General features: G+C 65.9%; 15 protein-coding genes and 1 pseudogene. 11 read left to right on the forward strand and 5 right to left on the reverse strand.

From position 1 onward, the window contains the following. Nucleotides 1–34: 34 nt before the first annotated feature. From ACQPW1_RS16635 to ACQPW1_RS16655, 5 genes are read left to right on the forward strand one after another with little or no spacing between them, the layout of a single operon-like run. Nucleotides 35–1,072 (forward strand): branched-chain amino acid ABC transporter permease, encoded by a 1,038-nt coding sequence (locus ACQPW1_RS16635; protein WP_150406674.1) that lies wholly within the window; start codon nucleotides 35–37, stop codon nucleotides 1,070–1,072. Next, nucleotides 1,069–2,493 carry a branched-chain amino acid ABC transporter permease gene (locus tag ACQPW1_RS16640; RefSeq protein ID WP_433663602.1) on the forward strand — a complete coding sequence of 475 codons (1,425 nt, stop codon included), beginning with the start codon at nucleotides 1,069–1,071 and terminating at the stop codon, nucleotides 2,491–2,493. The genes ACQPW1_RS16635 and ACQPW1_RS16640 overlap by 4 nt, the downstream gene beginning before the upstream one ends. Further along, entirely contained in the window at nucleotides 2,490–3,485 is a 996-nt protein-coding gene (locus tag ACQPW1_RS16645) for an ABC transporter ATP-binding protein (protein ID WP_433663603.1), read from the forward strand. Before ACQPW1_RS16640 ends, ACQPW1_RS16645 begins: the two co-directional genes overlap by 4 nt. An 8-nt stretch (nucleotides 3,486–3,493) precedes the next feature. Continuing rightward, entirely contained in the window at nucleotides 3,494–4,270 is a 777-nt protein-coding gene (locus tag ACQPW1_RS16650; RefSeq protein ID WP_433663604.1) for an ABC transporter ATP-binding protein, read from the forward strand. 54 nt (nucleotides 4,271–4,324) lie between these two features. Continuing rightward, nucleotides 4,325–6,004, forward strand: a complete 1,680-nt coding sequence (locus tag ACQPW1_RS16655) for a DUF885 domain-containing protein (protein ID WP_433663605.1) — start codon at nucleotides 4,325–4,327, stop codon at nucleotides 6,002–6,004. An 18-nt stretch (nucleotides 6,005–6,022) separates the two neighbouring features. On the opposite strand, the gene ACQPW1_RS16660 is transcribed toward ACQPW1_RS16655, so the two are convergent. Further along, nucleotides 6,023–6,667: a hypothetical protein gene (locus tag ACQPW1_RS16660; protein WP_433663606.1), complete on the reverse strand. Its 645-nt coding sequence runs from the start codon at nucleotides 6,665–6,667 to the stop codon at nucleotides 6,023–6,025. 166 nt (nucleotides 6,668–6,833) lie between these two features. Here ACQPW1_RS16660 and polA point away from each other — a divergent pair, with 166 nt between their 5' ends. After that, nucleotides 6,834–9,578: a DNA polymerase I gene (gene polA / locus ACQPW1_RS16665; RefSeq protein ID WP_433663607.1), complete on the forward strand. Its 2,745-nt coding sequence runs from the start codon at nucleotides 6,834–6,836 to the stop codon at nucleotides 9,576–9,578. 73 nt (nucleotides 9,579–9,651) lie between these two features. Beyond that, complete coding sequence (locus tag ACQPW1_RS16670; RefSeq protein WP_433663608.1) at nucleotides 9,652–10,137, forward strand: alpha/beta fold hydrolase; 486 nt, start codon at nucleotides 9,652–9,654, stop codon at nucleotides 10,135–10,137. Nucleotides 10,138–10,336: 199 nt separating this feature from the next. Here ACQPW1_RS16670 and ACQPW1_RS16675 read toward each other — a convergent pair whose 3' ends face one another. Beyond that, nucleotides 10,337–10,807, reverse strand: coding sequence for a MarR family winged helix-turn-helix transcriptional regulator (locus ACQPW1_RS16675; protein WP_433663609.1), 471 nt, complete (start codon nucleotides 10,805–10,807; stop codon nucleotides 10,337–10,339). Between the two features lie 104 nt (nucleotides 10,808–10,911). Between ACQPW1_RS16675 and ACQPW1_RS16680 the strand changes: the two genes are divergently transcribed. From ACQPW1_RS16680 to ACQPW1_RS16690, 3 genes are all read left to right on the forward strand, one after another. Further along, complete coding sequence (locus ACQPW1_RS16680; RefSeq protein WP_433663610.1) at nucleotides 10,912–12,471, forward strand: nitrilase-related carbon-nitrogen hydrolase; 1,560 nt, start codon at nucleotides 10,912–10,914, stop codon at nucleotides 12,469–12,471. A 211-nt stretch (nucleotides 12,472–12,682) separates the two neighbouring features. Continuing rightward, nucleotides 12,683–13,882 (forward strand): MFS transporter, encoded by a 1,200-nt coding sequence (locus ACQPW1_RS16685; protein ID WP_433663611.1) that lies wholly within the window; start codon nucleotides 12,683–12,685, stop codon nucleotides 13,880–13,882. Between the two features lie 69 nt (nucleotides 13,883–13,951). After that, nucleotides 13,952–14,371, forward strand: coding sequence for a Dabb family protein (locus ACQPW1_RS16690; protein ID WP_433663612.1), 420 nt, complete (start codon nucleotides 13,952–13,954; stop codon nucleotides 14,369–14,371). A 183-nt stretch (nucleotides 14,372–14,554) separates the two neighbouring features. Here the strand turns inward: ACQPW1_RS16690 and ACQPW1_RS16695 are convergent. From ACQPW1_RS16695 to ACQPW1_RS16705, 3 genes and pseudogenes are all read right to left on the reverse strand, one after another. After that, a pseudogene (locus tag ACQPW1_RS16695) lies at nucleotides 14,555–14,974 on the reverse strand (M23 family metallopeptidase); the annotation flags it as partial. Between the two features lie 384 nt (nucleotides 14,975–15,358). Continuing rightward, nucleotides 15,359–15,973, reverse strand: coding sequence for a hypothetical protein (locus tag ACQPW1_RS16700; RefSeq protein ID WP_433663613.1), 615 nt, complete (start codon nucleotides 15,971–15,973; stop codon nucleotides 15,359–15,361). A gap of 492 nt (nucleotides 15,974–16,465) precedes the next feature. After that, nucleotides 16,466–16,885 carry a nuclear transport factor 2 family protein gene (locus tag ACQPW1_RS16705; protein ID WP_433663614.1) on the reverse strand — a complete coding sequence of 140 codons (420 nt, stop codon included), beginning with the start codon at nucleotides 16,883–16,885 and terminating at the stop codon, nucleotides 16,466–16,468. Between the two features lie 311 nt (nucleotides 16,886–17,196). On the opposite strand from ACQPW1_RS16705, the gene ACQPW1_RS16710 reads away from it, so the two are divergent. Further along, nucleotides 17,197–17,691 (forward strand): beta-class carbonic anhydrase, encoded by a 495-nt coding sequence (locus ACQPW1_RS16710; protein WP_433663615.1) that lies wholly within the window; start codon nucleotides 17,197–17,199, stop codon nucleotides 17,689–17,691. The last annotated feature ends 386 nt before the right edge of the window (nucleotides 17,692–18,077 follow it).

The raw sequence follows: 18,077 nt of genomic DNA on the forward strand, positions 1-18,077 counted from the left end.
CTATGAGGGCGAATCAATGAGGGCGAATTAGCGAATGACTTCAACGGCATTAACCGGCGCTGTACAACTCGCCGGCGGATCAATCGACTTCAACTATGAGGGAGTGATCCACGATTTCTGGCGACTGACCGTCGACGGATTGTCCTACGGCGCGATCTACGCGCTGGTTGCCGTGGGCTACACCCTGGTCTACGGCGTTTTGCGGCTGATCAATTTTGCCCATTCGGAAATCTTCATGCTCGGCTTGTTCGGCCAGTATGTCGGGCTGATGTTGCTCGGGTTCTCGCCCAGTGGTGATGTCTACTCCCAGGGCATCATCCTCACCATTACCTATCTGGCGTTGGCGATGATCTTCGGCATGGCGGTCTCGGGTGCCGCCGCGGTCGGATTGGAGCGCGTCGCCTATCGGCCCCTGCGCAGACGCGGCGCCAAACCCCTGATCTTTCTCATCACCGCTATCGGCGCCTCGTTCGTGATCCAGGAGGTAGTGCACTTCGTGCTGCCGAAGATCTGGCCGAGCCTGGGCGGCACCAATGCCCAGAAGCCGATCATGCTGGTGGAACCGACCAAGCAGTTCAACATCGGTGGCGCGGACATCACCAACGTGACGCTCGTGATCATCGGCGCCGCCGTGATTCTGGCGATCGCCACCGAACTGCTCATCAACCAGACCAAGTTCGGCCGCGGCATCCGGGCCGTTGCGCAGGATCCCGATACCGCGACGCTGATGGGCGTCTCGCGGGAGCGGATCATCATGCTCACCTTCCTCATCGGCGGCGTGCTCGCCGGTGCGGCCGCGCTGCTGTACGCGCTCAAGATCCCGAACGGGATCATCTACTCGGGCGGATTCATCCTCGGCATCAAGGCGTTCAGCGCCGCGGTGCTCGGCGGCATCGGCAACCTGCGTGGCGCGCTGCTCGGCGGCCTGCTGCTCGGGCTGGCAGAGAACTACGGCCAGATCCTGTTCGGCACCGAATGGCGTGACGTGGTCGCGTTCGTGGTGCTCGTGCTGGTGCTGATGATCCGGCCGACCGGCATTCTCGGTGAGAGCCTCGGGAAGGCGCGAGCATGAGTGACACCAAAACCGCCACTCCGCCGACCAAGCCGGAGCGGCCGATGCACGGCATCGGTGACGGCCTGCGTTCCTGGTGGAGTGGGCTGTCCCGCCCGGCCCAGTGGGCTGTCGGCGTACCAGCCATCATCTTGCTGGCGTTGCTTCCGTTGTTCCCGCCACCGTTCCTCGACACCCCGGGCACCAGCTTCGGCGGCGTGATGGCGCAGTTCGCCATGTACGCGCTGCTCGCTGTCGGCCTGAATGTCGTTGTCGGACAGGCGGGTCTGCTCGACCTCGGTTATGTCGGCTTCTATGCCGTCGGTGCGTACACCGTCGGCCTGCTCACCAGTCCCAACAGTCCGTGGAATCAGACGGACGGCGGCTGGCTGAGCGAGGACTGGGCCTGGCTGGCCTGCCTACCCTTGGCGGCAGCGGTCACCGCGATCTCGGGTCTGATCCTCGGCACCCCGACGCTGCGCTTGCGCGGCGACTACCTGGCCATCGTGACGCTCGGCTTCGGTGAGATCGTCCGGCTGCTCGCCGACAACCTCGGCGACGTGACCAACGGCAGCCTCGGCCTGTCCGGCATCGCCTACCCGCACATCGGCGAGTCCGAGCACAAGCAGAACGGGGTGTTCTCCTCCGGCAACGTCGGAAACTCCGAGACCTCCAACATCTTCGACAAGGCCAACGCAGGCACCTGGTGGTTCTGGGTCGGCATGATCCTGGTGATCATCGTCCTGCTGATCGTCGGCAACCTGGAGCGCAGCCGAGTCGGCCGGGCCTGGGTCGCGATTCGTGAGGACGAGGACGCGGCCGAGATCATGGGCGTGCCGACGTTCAAGTTCAAGCTGTGGGCGTTCATGATCGGCGCCGCGGTCGGCGGGCTCTCCGGCGCGCTGTACGCGGGGCAGGTGCAGTTCATCAACCCGACCGGGTTCAACATCATCAACTCGATGCTGTTCCTGTGCGCGGTGGTCATCGGCGGGCAGGGCAACAAGCTCGGCGTGATCGTCGGCGCGTTCATCATCGTGTACCTGCCGAACCGGTTGCTCTCGGTGCAGGCCGTCGGGCAGACCGCGGTCGGCTGGTTGCTGATCGTGTTCACCGTGGCCGTCTTGATCGCGCTGATCGTGGTGTGGCGCAGGTGGGCTCGTGATCAGGAACGACCGACTCGACTGGGTTATCTGGCCGGGTCGATCGTGGCGATGGTGGTGTTGCTCATCGTGCTCAGCAATGTGCTGAAGTTCCACGAACCGGGCGCCCAGTCGCTCGGCGACTACAAGTATCTGTTCTTCGGTATCACGCTGATGGTGGTCATGATCTTCAAACCGCAGGGCCTGCTCCCGGTCCGGCAGAAGCTGCTCGCCTACGGGCGTCAGGTGTACCAGGCAGTGCGTAAACCGTTCGGCGACGAGGCCATCGGGGCGACCCGATGACCGGGCCGGGCGCGGGTGGCGCACTGTTCGACAACGAGGACATGGCCGCGGGCTACGTGGCCGAACCCGAGGCAGCGCCCAGTGCCGGTGTGGTCGATCTGACCGCGGTGATTCCGGACCTGGCCGATGCCGAGACGGTCGCGGAGGTCGTCGCCTCCAGCCGGGAGATCGAGACCGCCGTCGGTGCACCGCTGTTGCGCACCGAGGACCTGACCGTGAAGTTCGGCGGTCTGACCGCGTTGGACGCGGTGAGTTTCGAGATCCGCCGCGGCGAGATCCTCGGGCTCATCGGGCCCAACGGTGCCGGAAAGACCACCTGCTTCAACGCGATCACCGGTGTCTACCGGCCCGCGTCGGGCACGGTGTACTTCGACGGCGCACCGCTGACGAAGACCAAGCGCAATGCCATCACTCGACTCGGCATCGCGCGCACCTTCCAGAACATCCGGCTCTTCGGCGAGATGACGGCGCTGGAGAACGTGGTGGTCGGCACCGACGCCAGGCACAAGACCTCGGTGCCCGGCGCCATCTTCCGCACCACCCGGCATCGGCGCGAGGAGCACGACGCGATCGAGCGGGGCATGGCGCTGCTCGAATTCGTCGGTATCGCACCGAAAGCGGTGGAGAAGGCACGCAACCTGTCCTACGGCGATCAGCGCCGGCTGGAGATCGCCAGGGCGCTGGCCACCGAGCCGAAGTTGCTCTGCCTGGACGAGCCCGCCGCCGGGTTCAATCCGAGCGAGAAGTCCGCGCTGATGGATCTGATCCGCAAGATCCGCGACGACGGGTTCACCGTGCTGCTGATCGAGCACGACATGCGCCTGGTGATGGGCGTGACCGACCGGATCGTGGTGCTGGAGTTCGGCCGCAAGATCGCGGACGGGCTGCCCGCCGATATCCGGGAGGACCCCGCGGTGATCGCCGCCTACCTCGGTGTGCCCGATGACGGCACCGAGTCGGGGACGGCAAGCGCGCACGGGACGGACGGGTAGGAGCAGCGATGGCATCGCACAGAGAACCGGATCAGCAGACCGTCGACGTGACCAAGAGCAGCTCTGACGTGCTGCTCGAGGTCACCGACATGGTCGTCAACTACGGCAGAATCCAGGCGCTGCACGGGATTTCGCTGCAGGTGGCGGCGGGCGAGCTGGTTACCCTGCTCGGCGCGAACGGCGCGGGCAAGACCACCACCATGCGGGCGCTGTCCGGCCTGCTGCCGCTGACCCGCGGCCGAATCATGTTCGAGGGTCGCGACATCACCCACATGAAGGCGCACGAACGGGTGGGTGAGGGGCTGATCCAGGCACCTGAGGGCCGGGGTGTCTTCCCCGGCATGACGGTGCAGGAAAACCTCGACATGGGTTGCTACGGAAGGCCTTTCAAGCAGAAGGCGGAATACAACAAGACGCTCGACTGGGTGTTCGAGTTGTTCCCGCGAATGTCGGAGCGGCGCAAGCAAGTCGGCGGCACGCTGTCCGGTGGTGAGCAGCAGATGCTCGCCATCGGTCGTGCGCTGATGGCGCGGCCGCGGCTGCTGCTACTGGATGAACCGTCGATGGGCTTGGCGCCCATGATCATTCAGCAGATCTTCCGGATCATCTCGGAGATCAACCAGCAGGGCACCACGGTGCTGCTGGTGGAGCAGAACGCCCAGCAGGCGCTCTCGCGCAGCGATCGCGCCTACATCATGGAGACCGGCGAGGTCACCAAGACCGGCTCCGGCCGGGACCTGCTCACCGATCCGTCGGTGAAGTCGGCCTACCTCGGCGTCGGATAGTCACGGTGTAAAACCCCAGTGCCGCAAGGCCGACCTCGAGGCATGATCGTGACCATGAATGGTCATGATGAGCTGACAGGTCTGGCCGAGCGGTACTGGGACACCTTCCTGGAGGCCAAACCGAGCGACGCGACGTTGCTCGGCGATCGGCGGTTCGACGACCGCATCGAGGACTTGTCCGCCGCGGCCGATGAGCGCCTGCTGGCGACCTGGCGCGAACTGCAGGGGCAGGTCGACGCGCTCGACACCGGGCAGCTCGACGAGACCGATCGGGTTACCCGCAGTCTGCTGCGCACCGAATTGACCGGGGAGATCGAGCGGCTCGAATGGCGGCCACTGGAACTGGCCTCCGATCAGATGGAGGGTGTGCACGCCAACGCGTTGACGATGGCGCCGCAGACCAACGCGCCGACGCCGGGCAGTGCGCGGGCGCTGGTCCTGCGGTTCCGGCAGTACGGCGACATGCTCGGGCAGGCGGTCGAACGGTTCCGCGACGGCCTCGCCGCGGGTCGTATCCCGGCCCGGATCACCCTGGAACGGTCGCTGAACCAGCTCGACGGATATCTGTCCTCGGAGCTGTCGGAAGATCCGTTCGTCACCATCGCCGGTCCGCCGGACTGGGACGGCGAAGCGTTCTGGCGGGCCGAATTGACCGACGTGGCAAGGGATATCGTTCGCCCGGCGTTCCAGAGCTATCGCGAGGTGCTGTTCGACGAGCTGCTGCCCGCGAGCCGTCCCGACGACAAGGCCGGTCTGTGCTGGCTCGGTGCGGACGGCGAGGACATCTACCGCCGCCAGCTGCGCTACCACACCACCCTGCCCGATCTCGGCGCCGACGAGATCCACGAACTCGGGCTGAGCGAACTCGAGGCGCTGCGCGAGGAATACGCGACCGTCGGCGAGCGGCTGTTCGGCACCGCCGACCTCGGCGAGATCTTCGCCAGACTGCGCGACGATCCCACGCTGTGTTACGTCGACGGCGACCAGATCATGTTCGACGCGCGCCACGCACTCACCGCGGCGAACGCGGAAATGGGCAACTGGTTCGGCAGGCTGCCCAAGGAATCCTGCGAGATCGTCCCGATGCCGGACTTCCTCGCCGCGGATGCGCCTGCGGCGTACTACTTTCCGCCCGCCGCCGATGGTTCCCGCCCCGGCAGCTACTTCGTCAACACCTACCACCCCACCGGTCGCGGCCGCTTCGAGACGGCCGCGGTGGCCTTCCACGAAGCCATCCCCGGCCACCACCTGCAACTCACCATCGCCAACGAACTCGACCACCTGCCCCGCTTCCAACGCCAGTCCTACGCGAACACCGCGTTCGTCGAAGGCTGGGCGCTCTACACCGAGCGGCTCGCCGAGGAAATGGGTTTGTACGAGGACGATCTGGGCCGCCTCGGCATGCTGTCCGGCGACTCCCTGCGCTCCTGCCGCCTCGTCGTCGACACCGGCCTGCACGCCAAAGGCTGGACCAGGCAACAGGCCATCGACTTCATGGTCGCCAACGCCCCCGCGGGCATCGCCGAAATCACCACCGAAGTAGACCGCTACATCGGCATGCCAGGCCAAGCCGTCGCCTACAAAGTCGGCCAACTGGAAATCCGCCGCCAACGCCTCACCGCCACCGAACGCCTCGGCAGCGCCTTCGACATCAAGACCTTCCACGACAAGGTCCTCGGCTCCGGTTCGGTCAGCCTCCCGGTACTGAGGGAACTCGTCACGTCCTTGCTGTGATCCGCTGCGCCGCCTGCCTCAGATTTCGTTCTCGGGCGGGCGGCGTTGGATGCCCTCGGGGGTGAAGTAGAAGGACGCCGCGAACGGGCCGGTGCCGTAGCGCACCGCGAGCAGGATCGGCTCGGTTGACCGCGGTGTCTCGGCGCCTGGATCGGTACCGTTCCAGAGATGGAAGAAGACCATCGGGTCTGATCTGTCCTCGGTCGCGTAGGCGAGCGTTTTCTCGCACCGGGGATTGTCGCCGCCGAAGAGCACACTGGGTTGACCGAACGCCTCGAGCACATCGCGCCAGGTCCGGTTCTCCGCGACGAACGTTTCGATCGAGGCACGCAAGGTGGTGAGTTCGTCGCTGGTCAGTGTCCGGTCCACGGTGAGCCAGCCGCGTTGGCGAGCGGCCTCGGCATACATCGACGGCAGAGCTGAGCGGAGGCAAGCGGGGACGTGGCGCTGCAGAGCGCCCTTGACGCCGGTGGGGGTGAAAGCGTTGCGCGCACGCCAGGATTCGTGCAGGTCCGCTATTCCGTTGTCCGCGTCTTCCAGGAAGAACAGGTGATCGAAGACCGTCCACAGGGCAGGTTCTCCGCCGAACATATCCAGGCGGCGCAGCATGAGGTTGACCTGGTCGATCAGGTACGTGTGCCTGGCTTCGGCAGAACGGACCATCGGATACTTCGTACTCCTCGTGACACTGCGGCCGGTACGGCAGCGGAATCGTATGCCGTAGCGCGGTCGAGCGCCGGTGTGTCGAATACGAGCGGTTCGCAGCCGACGCGGATGAGGCGGGTGTCGGCGTATCACCTTGTCGGTGCTGGTCCCTAGACTCTGGGGCGTGAGTTCACCCACGACTGCTCAGCGTCCTGCCACCGCGTCCGGCTCCGGCGATTCCGCGCCGGGTGATCGGCCGACTCTGCTGTTGTTGGACGGGCATTCGATTGCCTATCGCGCGTTCTTCGCGCTACCGGCGGAGAACTTCAAGACGGTGACGGGGCAGACCACCAACGCGGTGTACGGGTTCACCGCGATGCTGATCAACCTGCTGCGCGACGAGAAGCCGACGCATATCGCCACGGCATTCGACGTGTCGAGGAAGACGTTCCGCACCGAGGCGTACCCGGAGTACAAGGCGAACCGTTCGCAGACGCCGGACGAGTTCCGCGGGCAGGTCGAACTCACCAAGGACGTGCTCGGCGCGATGGGCATCCCGGTGATGGCGATCGACGGCTTCGAGGCCGACGACCTCATCGCCACCCTCACCACGCAGGCGGTGGAGCAGGGCTTCCGGGTGCTGATCGTCTCCGGTGACCGCGATGCCATCCAGCTGGTCAACGACAACGTGACGCTGCTGTACCCGAAGAAGGGCGTCTCCGATCTCACCAGGTTCACCCCCGACGAGGTGTTCGCCAAGTACGGCCTCACCCCGGCCCAGTACCCGGATTACGCTGCGCTGCGCGGCGACCCGAGCGACAACCTGCCCGGCATCCCCGGCGTGGGGGAGAAGACCGCGGCCAAGTGGATCCGCGAATACGGCGACCTGAACAGCCTCGTCGACAAGGTGGACGAGGTGAAGGGCAAGGTCGGCGACGCACTGCGCGCCAACCTGAGCAGCGTGGTGCTCAACCGTCAGCTCACCGAGATGGTGCGCGACGTGCCGCTGCCCTACACCCCGGACCAGCTGGCGCAGGCCCCGTGGGACCGCAACAAGATTCACCAGCTCTTCGACGACCTGGAGTTCCGCGTACTGCGGGACCGCCTGTTCGAGACCCTGGCCCCCAAAGAGCCCGAGGCCGAGGCAGGCTTCGAGATCAGCGGCGGCGCGCTGGAAGTCGGCGCGGTCGCCGACTGGCTCACCGAGCACGCGAAAGCCGGTGTCCGACAGGGCGTCTCCATCGTCGGCACGGGCACCCCGGCCAACGGTGACGTGCGCGCGCTCGCCATCGCGGCCGCCGACGGCGAGAGCGGCTACATCGACGTCTCGATCCTCACCCCGGAAGACGAAGCCGCCCTTGGCGCTTGGCTCGCCGACCCGGCCGTGCCGAAGGCGTTGCACGAGGCGAAGGCCGCCATGCACGCGCTGCGCGGCCGCGGCTGGACCCTCGGCGGGCTCACCAGCGACACCGCACTGGCCGCCTACCTGGTCCGTCCCGGCCAGCGCAGCTTCAACCTCGACGACCTCTCGCTGCGCTACCTGCGCCGCGAGCTGCGCGCCGAGACCGACGAGACCCCGCAGCTGTCGCTGCTCGACGACGAGGACACCGTCGACGCCGAACTCGCACAGACCGAAATGCTGCGCGCCAGGGCCGTCTCGGATCTCGCCGACGCGCTCGACACCGAACTCCAGCAGATCGAATCCGTTCCGCTGCTGGAGGATATGGAACTGCCGCTGCTCAGCGTGCTCGCCAACCTGGAGGACGCGGGCATCGCGGTCGACACCGACCAGCTGGAGACGCTGCAACGCCAGTTCGCCGACAAGGTGTCCGAGGCGGCCAATGCGGCGTACGAGGTGATCGGCAAGCAGATCAACCTCGGCTCACCCAAGCAGCTGCAGGTCGTGCTGTTCGAAGAGCTCGACATGCCGAAGACCAAGCGCACCAAGACCGGCTACACCACCGACGCCGATGCGCTGGAATCGCTGTTCGAGAAGACCGAGCACCCCTTCCTGCAACACCTGCTCGAACACCGCGACGCGACCCGCCTGAAAGTGACGGTCGACGGCCTGCTGAAGTGCGTCGCCGACGACGGCCGCATCCACACCACCTTCAACCAGACCATCGCCGCGACCGGCCGCCTCTCGTCCACCGAGCCGAACCTGCAGAACATCCCGATCCGCACCGACACCGGCAGGCAGATCCGCGACACCTTCGTCGTGGGCGCCGGTTACCAGTCGCTGATGACCGCCGACTACAGCCAGATCGAAATGCGCATCATGGCGCACCTTTCCGAGGACGAGGCCCTCATCGAGGCCTTCAACTCCGGCGAAGACCTGCACACCTTCGTGGCGTCCAAGGCCTTCGACATCCCGATCGCCGAGGTAACCCCGGAACTGCGCCGCCGCATCAAGGCAATGTCCTACGGCCTGGCCTACGGTCTCAGCTCCTACGGCCTCGCCGCCCAGCTGAAGATCAGCACCACCGAAGCCAAAGAACAGATGGACGTCTACTTCGACCGCTTCGGCGGCATCCGCGACTACCTCTACGAGGTGGTCGAGCAGGCCCGCAAGGTCGGCTACACCTCCACCCTCTTCGGCCGCCGCCGCTACCTCCCCGACCTCGACTCCAGCAACCGCCAACGCCGCGAGGCTGCCGAACGCATGGCCCTCAACGCCCCCATCCAAGGCACCGCCGCCGACATCATCAAGGTGGCAATGATCAACGTGCACAAGGCAATCCAGGAAGCAGGCTTGCGCTCCCGCATGCTCCTGCAAATCCACGACGAATTGCTGTTCGAGGTGGCCGAGGGAGAAAAGGAAACCCTGGAAGCCCTCGCCAAGGAACAGATGGCCGCCGCCATCCACCTCTCGGTGCCCTTGGACGTCTCTGTCGGCACCGGCCGCAGCTGGGACAACGCTGCCCACTGACGATCCCGATGCCGCGCGCCAGCCTCGTCGGCGCGCGGCATAGGCATCCCGCGGAGCGACCGAACGCACCGGCGTGGTGGCCGCGTTGGGTGCGGCCGGGTTCACGGTCATCGGGCTGGACGGCAGGGGCCACGGCCGGGTCCGATCGCTGTGCGTCGGCGGCGTCGGGTCGGGCGTGGTCGACCTCGGCACCGTGGACACCAGGGTCGGCAATGACGACGCGATCGTCGAGTCACTGCTGGCCGACGACCCGGCCACGCTCCCGGCCGGACCGGCGGCGCGATTCCGTCAGTTCGCGGACACGCTGGGTGTGGATCGGCTCGCGATGGCCGCGGTACTGTCCGCGGGGCACACGAAGGTGACGGGTCTGGACACCATCGCCGTGCCCACTCTGGTGCTGGCCGGCGACAACGATCCGTTCGCCGCGGAGCCGGAACGGCTGGCCGCCGCGATCCCGACCGCACGGTTGGTGCAGGTTTCCGGCGACCACATGGGCGCGCTCAACGATCCCGCGTTCTCCACCGCACTGGTCGATTTCCTGGTCGAACTCGACACCTGAGGATCGGTGCGGGCCGCGTACCCCGCGCGCCCGAACGAGCTCCAGATCGGTTGGCCGACAGGGCATCTGGCGCAGGCGGCCGAAGCCCCGCGCCGCGGAGCGCACGATCAGTGAACGAGATTCGTTGCGGCTGATTGGTATCCGCTCCTGCCGTCGGGCGGTAGCCGGCGTCGCTGAACTCCAGGCCGAGTCGACCGGCTCATCGAGTACGGCGGCTTTGGTCTGCGCCGGATTCCGGTTTCGCTCGTGCGGCCTTGGTCAGTAGTCGGCTGAGTTGGCGCAGCTCTGTCGGGCTGAGGTGGGCAATGGATGACCGGGTGCGCATTGCCGTTGCGAGTTGTCGCCGTACTTCGAGGCCGCGCTCGGTGAGGGTCACGATCTTGACCCGCCGGTTCGCCGGATCGACCTCTCGGGTGATCAGGCCCTTGTCCTGGAGGCGGTCGGCGAGGAAGGTCACCGTGGACGGGTCGCAGCCCAGCTCGGCGGCGAGTTGCCGCATCGACGGGGTAGCGGACGGCTCGATCTTCCACAGGGTGTTGGCCATGACAGCGGTCAGACCCAAGTCGCCGACGGTGTCGGCGAGCAGCGCATTGGTCTGCTCGGCCACGGCGAAAACCAAGTCCAGCACGTCATAGACCAGTGATTGCTCCGTGTCCGCATGCTCTGCCATAGCTCCATAATAGTTGGATACTCAAACACTTGACAACTCCAAGTGTCTGCATGAGAGACTGCAAACACTTTGACACTCCAAGTGTTTGACTCAGGAGATCCCGAATGACCACGGGCACAAGCAATCTGCGATTCGACCCCGTCGACATTGGCACCAGCTCGCCGTCCAGCATTGGGCGACCACCGGATCGGTGGCGTTATCTGTGGCTGGGCGCCGGTGCGGGTCTGTCGCTCTTCGCGATCAACGGCAGATGGGATATCCCTTTGGTCGCATGGCTTTTCATGATTCTGTTGCTGCGTTTTTCCCGGACCAGCCGGGTGGCCGTCGGCATCGGCCTGGTCTGGCTGGTCAGTGTCGGGGCCGCGATGTTCTTTCTGTGGCACGTTGCCGTTCCGTTGACGGGCATGACGGCACTGGGCGGCCTGGCGTTCGGTACCGTGCTCGCCCTGCCCTACCTGGTGGACCGCTTGCTCGCGCCGCGGCTCGGCACGGTCGCAAGCCTGCTCTTGTTCCCGATGGCGCTGGCCGCGTGCGAGTTCGTACTGGGAGTGTTCGGTCCGTTCGGCACGGCCTACGGCCTGCTCGCCGACACGCAATACACCAATCCTGCTCTGCTGCAACTGATCTTGCTGGCCGGACCGTATTCCATCGGGTTCCTCATCGGTGCCCTCGCCACCGTGGTGAACTACTTGTGGGAGCGCCCGATGTCTTGGCGCACCGCCCGCGTACTCGTCGTCTATACGGCCGTGCTCGGTGTCGTGATCGTTGGTGGCAGTGCACGTTTGGCGTTCTTCTCGGTAGCCACTGCGCAGACCGTACGCATCGCCGGTATCAACCCGAGCACGGCGGCCTTGGACGCGGAAATGAAGGCACTCGGCCAACCCGGATTCGACCCGATGGCCATACCCCGATTCGACCCGGCCACGGTGCCGCTGGAATCGAAGGCGGTGATCGACGGCCTGTTCGACGACACCCGGCGTTCCGCTCGAGCCGGCGCGAAAATCGTTGTCTGGTCGGAGAATGCGGCCAGGATCTCGGTCTCGGACGAACCGGCGTTCCTCGCCGCCGCGCAGGCCGTCGCCCGAGAGGAGCAGGTGTATCTGGACGTCGCCGTCAACGTCTACCTGCCGACCGCTCCCTACGCTCGCGACGAGACGCATTTCATCGGCCCGGACGGGGCGCTGACATGGACCTACCAGAAGGCCCATCCGATTCCGGGCCTGGAGACCTACACCCCCGGCGACGGCAAGGTGCCCGTGGTGAGCACGCCGTACGGTCGAATCGCGAACGTGATCTGCTACGACGCCGACTTCCCCGCCATGATGCACGCCGATGCCGACATCATGCTGGTGCCGGGCGGCGACTGGCCGCAGTTCGGCCGACTGCACACCCAGATGTCGAGCCTGCGCGCGATCGAGAACGGTTACGCACTGGTCCGGCAGGACTTCAACGGCTGGTCGGCCGCCTACAACCGGCACGGACAACCCATCTCAACCCAGGACACCACCGTCGATCACGACCCGTGGATCGTGGACGTCCCGACGCACGGCACCACCACGCTCTATCGACTCACCGGTGACCTCTTCGCCTGGCTATGCCTGGTAGGCACGCTCGTGCTGATCGGTATCGCAGTGATCCCGCGACGGTCGGCAACTCGGCGCTGATACCGCATGCCGAGGGCTGAGCCTGATCGGTGGGTCGGAGCAGGCTCAGCAGCACTACGTGGCAGTCCCCGCTCCGAAAACCACCTACCTACCTAATCGCCGACTCGACTACGTATCTAGGTGAAAATCACCGACGCGAATGCCGGTGCCCGGATGGAAATCTTCATGTCAGCAAGCGAGCACGACTTGCCGGGACACGAGGAGGAACACCATGAGCGCGGCACCTTACGAGGCGGTGGAGCGAGAGCTGGCCACGCCGGCGCGGATCGCCCGCGCCACAGTGCTGGCCGCCGCGACGCTGACCGTGATGGGTCCGGCCGTCATCGCGCCGAGCCTGCCCGCGATGCGCGAGGCGTTCTCGGCGGTGGCGGGCGCGGATGTGCTGGTGCGGCTGGTGCTGACCGTCACGTCGCTGGCGATCGGCCTCAGCGCGCCGCTGGCGGGCATGGCGGCCGACCGGATCGGGCGTAAACCGCTGCTGGTGGGTAGTCTTGCGCTGTACGCCGTGGCGGGGACGGCCGGGTTCTTCGTCGACAGTATCGGTGTCCTGCTGGGGACCAGAGCGCTGGTGGGTGTCGCGGTCGGCGGCATCATGACGGCGGTCAGCGCCATCATCACCGACTGGTTCGAGGGGCCGAAGCGGGCGACTTTCCTTGGGCTGCAACAGGCTTTCGCCAGCATCGGCGGTGTCGTCTTCTTGCCGCTGGCCGGTCTGCTGGCCGCGTCGAACTGGAAGTTGCCGTTCTGGATCTATGGTGCCTCCGTCGTGATCCTGCCGTTCGCGCTGTTTGCGCTGCGAGAACAGCGGCGCGACAAGGTATCCGGACCGGCTGGTGTGGACGCCGCGGCTTCGCGGTCGGGGATCTTCCGGCCGATCGCCGGGCTCTACCTGCTCGCCTTCCTGGTGACGCTCGCTTTCTACATGGCCCCCACCCAATTGCCCTTCCTGCTGGCGGAACTGCATATCGGTCCGGCCCTGGTCGGTGCGGTGATCGCCGCGACGACGCTCAGCAGTGTCGGTGGCGCCCTTGCCTTTCCGTCGCTGCGGGGCCGCTGGTCGCCGAGTGTCCTGACGGCCGCCAGCATCGCACTGCTCGGCATCGGGTGGGTGCTGGTCGGCACCGCGAGCTCGGTGGTGCAGGTGGTGGCCGGACTGCTCGTGGGTGGCTTCGGCGTCGGCCTCGCCGTCCCGAACCTGAACCTGCGATTGAGCGACCTCGCACCTGCCGCCACTCGCGGCCGGATCCTCAGCGGCCTGGTCACCGGAATCTTCCTCGGCCAGTTCGTATCTCCGCTGATCGTCCAGCCCCTGATCCAGCTCACCAGCATCGGCGGCGCGTTCCTCTGGACCGGGATCGCCATGACCGTAGGTGCGGTGATCGCGCTGCCCCTGCTCCGTAATGCCAAGTAACACCAACGAATTCACCACCAACCATCGAGTCCGCAAACCCGCGGCTCACCCGAATGAAGGATGAAAGAAATGATCTACCACGGCAACCGCTTCACCCTCCGCGCCGACGCCACCCCCGAAGCGATCGAAGAAGCCCTCGAGAGCCTGCGTAACCAGGGACGGACTATCCCCTCGGTGAAGTCCTTCGTGGTCGGCCCCGACTTCGGCGGCGAATACCAGTGGGGCGCGGTGTTCGTCATCGAAGACCTGGCAGGCTACTGGGAGTACCTGATTCACCCGGCCCACCGCAACACCGACCGCGTCGGTCTGCCCCTGGTCGACAAGTTCGCCTCCTTCGACATCACCGACGACCTGGATCCGGCGATGGCCGAGAAGATCGCCGAGCTGCACCAGCGTCGCTACGACAGCGACCCGGAGCTGACCAAGCTCGTCTCCGATCTCGGCGAGTACAGCGGTAGCGCCGCCCCGGGCCCGCACGGCGAGAAGTAGTTACCCGATCGAACCCGAACCCCCCGCCGGACAGCCTGTCCGACAGGGGGTTTCGCGTCGTTCCCGGCTCTGGTGGGAGCCGAATCCACATTCAGTGGCACACCATGGCGGACCCTTCTCGCGTTTTGCCGCCACCATGTGCCAGTGAATGTTGGATTCGCCAGGGTCTGTCCGGTGGGGTGGTCAGGGGGCCTGCGGACCGAGGTCGATGCCGCGGGCGGTCAGCCACGGCAGCGGGTCTACCTTGTCCGTGCCATTGAGCCAAACCTCGAAATGGCAATGCGGGCCGGCGGAGAACCCCCTATTGCCCATGGTCGCGATCTGATCGCCGGCCAACACCTGGTCCCCCTGCACTACCGTTGCGGTGTCGATATGACCGTAGATTGTGATGGTGCCGTCGTTGTGCAGCAGTCGCACCCACATACCGAATCCGTAGGTCAGGCCTGCTTCGAGCACCGTGCCGTCGGCAACCGCGACAACGGGCGTGCCGACCGGGCCTGCGATATCGACACCGAAGTGCTGTACACCCCAGTGGGCACCGAACCCGCTAGTAAAGGTTCCCTCGGCGAACTTGCTGTACTGCGGCCGCGGGGGCGCCGAATCAGTGGTCCGCGCGATCAACAGGCCGGCACCCGGCACGATGATGACCAACCCGAGCAGTAGGTAGAGAACACGGCGGTCGATCCGCCACGGTGACTTCTTCGTGGCCGCCGGTGGTGCACTCAGCTCCGGCGACGTCTCATCCGTGCGGACCGCGTTCGGTTCGTCGTCGTTGGGCGAAGTCACAGCATGGATCTCCATCACTCGAAACGGTCGGTAGCTGGGTGTCAGCGTCTACCACGCATGCCTGCAACAGCCTCCGTAAGGCGTTGCAGCTCAAAGGGGTACCGCAAACCAAACACCATCGAAGACCGTGACGGGCCCCGGGGACTCGTCTGCGTCAACGACGCAGACGTGCCGCTCGCGTCGGTCTGGTCGAATGGCGCGTCAGGCCTTGAAATTCAGCACTACGCAACCAGTGTCGCCAGTCTCGCCCTGTCCGCCATCCGAACCTGTCGAGCTGCTGTAATTGGTCGCGCGCTGTGGGGCGCTGCCGCCCACAGCGCCCATACCGCCGCGCCCCGTGCATCCGCCTGCGCCCGACTTCCCACCCATGGAGCCGCCGATAGTACTGGATCCGCCGGCCTCGCCGCCGGTCACGTTCGAGGAGTCACCGGTGCAGTAGGAAGCCTCCTTGGGGCCGCCGATTCCACCGGCTCCACTTGTGCCGGCAGCGTCGCCCGCACCGGCAGTTCCACCTTCCCCGCCGAACCCACCCTCGGCCGCGGCCACTTCTTGCCCATCGACGGCGACTGCGGACCGTTGGCCGTCATCACCATTGCCGCCGTTCGACGCACTGTTGCCGCCCGAGCCGCGCTTTCCGCCGCGGCCGCCCTTGCCCACAGTCATTGTCACGACTTGCCCCGGAGTGACGGTCACCGTACAGACAGCAGCGGCGGCGCCACCGCCAGCGTCACCATTGCCGCCATTGCCACCGCCGTTTCCGTTCCAGCCACCGCCAGCGCCACCGCCGCCGGTCCCGCCCGACACAATCGTGTCCATGTGCGTCATACCGTCTGGGACCACGCAGGTGGTGGTGCCACTGCGGGAGCTGATGGTTTTCGATTCACAGGTCTTGTCCGCGGCAGCTGCCGACGGGGAAAGCCACAGGGGTATCGAGGCCACGGCAGTCAGGACCAGTACCGGCGTAACGACCCTTGCCATGACAGGTGACCGGTATGAGTCGGCGGTCCAGAAGCAGGTAGTACGAATGACGAACCTCCTTGTAGTCGGATAACCGATGCCGAGCAACAGCGCTACCGGTCTGATGGCCTATTCGTCACCACGAAGTTTCCGGATGGCATTGATTCTCCGGCTACCCGCCCGGCCTGCGACGTACCGCAACTCCGTAGGCGTGTTGATCTGCCGCATGGCCCGACGCTCGCAGGTGGCAGCAAATCGGCGTATCGGGCGATCGTCGCCGACCTGCTGGCGACCTGTGACAGAGCAGGCGGAAACGACAACGCCACTGCGATCGTCATTCGCGTCGACTGATCACGGAGTGCACGCCTGCGCGATCGACAAACTGTTCTCGTACAGGTGATGCCGGGTGATGTGGCCGTCCTCGACGGTCAGGCGCAGCGCGAACGGCCCCTCGAAGGGCTTTCCGGTGGCCCGCACCGTGCCGGAGAGCTGTCCGAACACAACAGCATCCGAACCATCGACGAGAAAGGTGTCGATACTGGCGTGCGCATCCGCCGCGACGACGTGCGCCATCAACTCATCGAACTGCGCGGCACATTCAGCGGCGGTGCGCCGCGGCCTGATCCACGGAACCACGGGGTTCGCCGCGAGCAGCCAGTCGACCTCATCGGCGAACAATGCCGTGATTGCCGCGGTGTCGCCGGCGGCACGGGCGGCGAAGAAAGCATTGACAGTGGTGCGGGTGGCGTCGGCGGTGACGGTGCCGGTCATGTGGCTCTCCTGCGCGCGTATCGAATGATGTTGACACGCACGACATTCCCAGGAGGCCGAGGCGGCGTCGATTACCTCAGAGGTAAGGGACTGGCGGGTGCGGCCAGGGCGGCTTGCCTCGACGGGAGCGCCAGTCGCGCGGTCGACCGAGTCGCGGAGTTATGTGAGGTGAGCCTGTGTCGCTCTCGGCACGCCAGTAAACGAATCACGGTGAGTGGGACCGGTGTTCTACGCGGTGCGCGCTTCTAAGGTGAGCCACGCCACACATAAGCGCATACGTATCCACGCATACCGACCGCAGGGGACCACCCATGACCGTGACCGACGAGTACCTGCAGAACAACGCCACCTACGCGAGCACCTTCACCGGACCGCTGCCGTTGCCGCCCGCCAAGCATGTCGCGGTGGTCGCGTGCATGGACGCCAGGCTGAATGTCTATGGCGCGCTGGGTATCAACGAGGGGGAGTCGCACGTCATCCGCAACGCGGGCGGCGTGATCACCGCGGACGAGATCCGGTCGCTCGCGATCAGTCAGCGCCTGCTCGGCACCCGCGAGATCATCCTGATCCACCACACCGACTGCGGCATGCTCACCTTCACCGACGACGACTTCAAGTCGTCGATCCAGCAGGACGTCGGCATCAAGCCGGAGTGGGCGGCCGAGGCGTTCAGCGACCTGGAAACCGATGTGCGCCAATCCATTGCCCGCATCGTCGCCAGCCCGTTCGTGCCGCACAAGGACTCCATCCGCGGCTTCATCTTCGACGTGGCCACCGGCAAGCTCAACGAGGTCCTCGCCGACTGAACCGACGCCAGCGTCGCGCACTGCACGAGATCCGGGTCCACGGGCCCGGATCTCGTCGTTTCCCGGCCGCCGCGCCCGACCCGACACACCGGCCCTGAGATGTCACCTACATGACGCGCAGCTGAACATGTGCCGCGCGGCACGCCCGTGATCGGCCGAACTGCCGCCGAGCGCCCCTGAGCTGCGCGAACGCTACCGGCCAGTAGACAAATCGGGCATCGAATATGGTTGCTATTGCGCCGAGATGTCCCTATCCTCAAGCGCGTGCCGAATCCCGCCGACCGCCACAGCGCAGCGCTCAACGTCGCAGACCGCGACAGTGCTGCGCTAATTCCGCTTACCGCGATGGTGGCGCCCCGGCGAATTCTCCTCGTAGTAACCCGCCG

It is taken from the genome of Nocardia sp. CA-128927, from assembly GCF_050955855.1.
Classification (GTDB): Bacteria; Actinomycetota; Actinomycetes; order Mycobacteriales; family Mycobacteriaceae; genus Nocardia.

Bases quoted from the DNA above. Each gene is read 5' to 3' on its own strand.
- ACQPW1_RS16635 (WP_150406674.1), top strand. From the start codon at position 35: ATGACTTCAACGGCATTAACCGGCGCTGTACAACTCGCCGGCGGATCA.
- ACQPW1_RS16640 (WP_433663602.1), top strand. From the start codon at position 1,069: ATGAGTGACACCAAAACCGCCACTCCGCCGACCAAGCCGGAGCGGCCG.
- ACQPW1_RS16645 (WP_433663603.1), top strand. From the start codon at position 2,490: ATGACCGGGCCGGGCGCGGGTGGCGCACTGTTCGACAACGAGGACATG.
- ACQPW1_RS16650 (WP_433663604.1), top strand. From the start codon at position 3,494: ATGGCATCGCACAGAGAACCGGATCAGCAGACCGTCGACGTGACCAAG.
- ACQPW1_RS16655 (WP_433663605.1), top strand. From the start codon at position 4,325: ATGAATGGTCATGATGAGCTGACAGGTCTGGCCGAGCGGTACTGGGAC.
- ACQPW1_RS16660 (WP_433663606.1), bottom strand. From the start codon at position 6,667: ATGGTCCGTTCTGCCGAAGCCAGGCACACGTACCTGATCGACCAGGTC.
- ACQPW1_RS16675 (WP_433663609.1), bottom strand. From the start codon at position 10,807: ATGGCAGAGCATGCGGACACGGAGCAATCACTGGTCTATGACGTGCTG.
- ACQPW1_RS16680 (WP_433663610.1), top strand. From the start codon at position 10,912: ATGACCACGGGCACAAGCAATCTGCGATTCGACCCCGTCGACATTGGC.
- ACQPW1_RS16685 (WP_433663611.1), top strand. From the start codon at position 12,683: ATGAGCGCGGCACCTTACGAGGCGGTGGAGCGAGAGCTGGCCACGCCG.
- ACQPW1_RS16690 (WP_433663612.1), top strand. From the start codon at position 13,952: ATGATCTACCACGGCAACCGCTTCACCCTCCGCGCCGACGCCACCCCC.
- ACQPW1_RS16700 (WP_433663613.1), bottom strand. From the start codon at position 15,973: ATGGACACGATTGTGTCGGGCGGGACCGGCGGCGGTGGCGCTGGCGGT.
- ACQPW1_RS16705 (WP_433663614.1), bottom strand. From the start codon at position 16,885: ATGACCGGCACCGTCACCGCCGACGCCACCCGCACCACTGTCAATGCT.
- ACQPW1_RS16710 (WP_433663615.1), top strand. From the start codon at position 17,197: ATGACCGTGACCGACGAGTACCTGCAGAACAACGCCACCTACGCGAGC.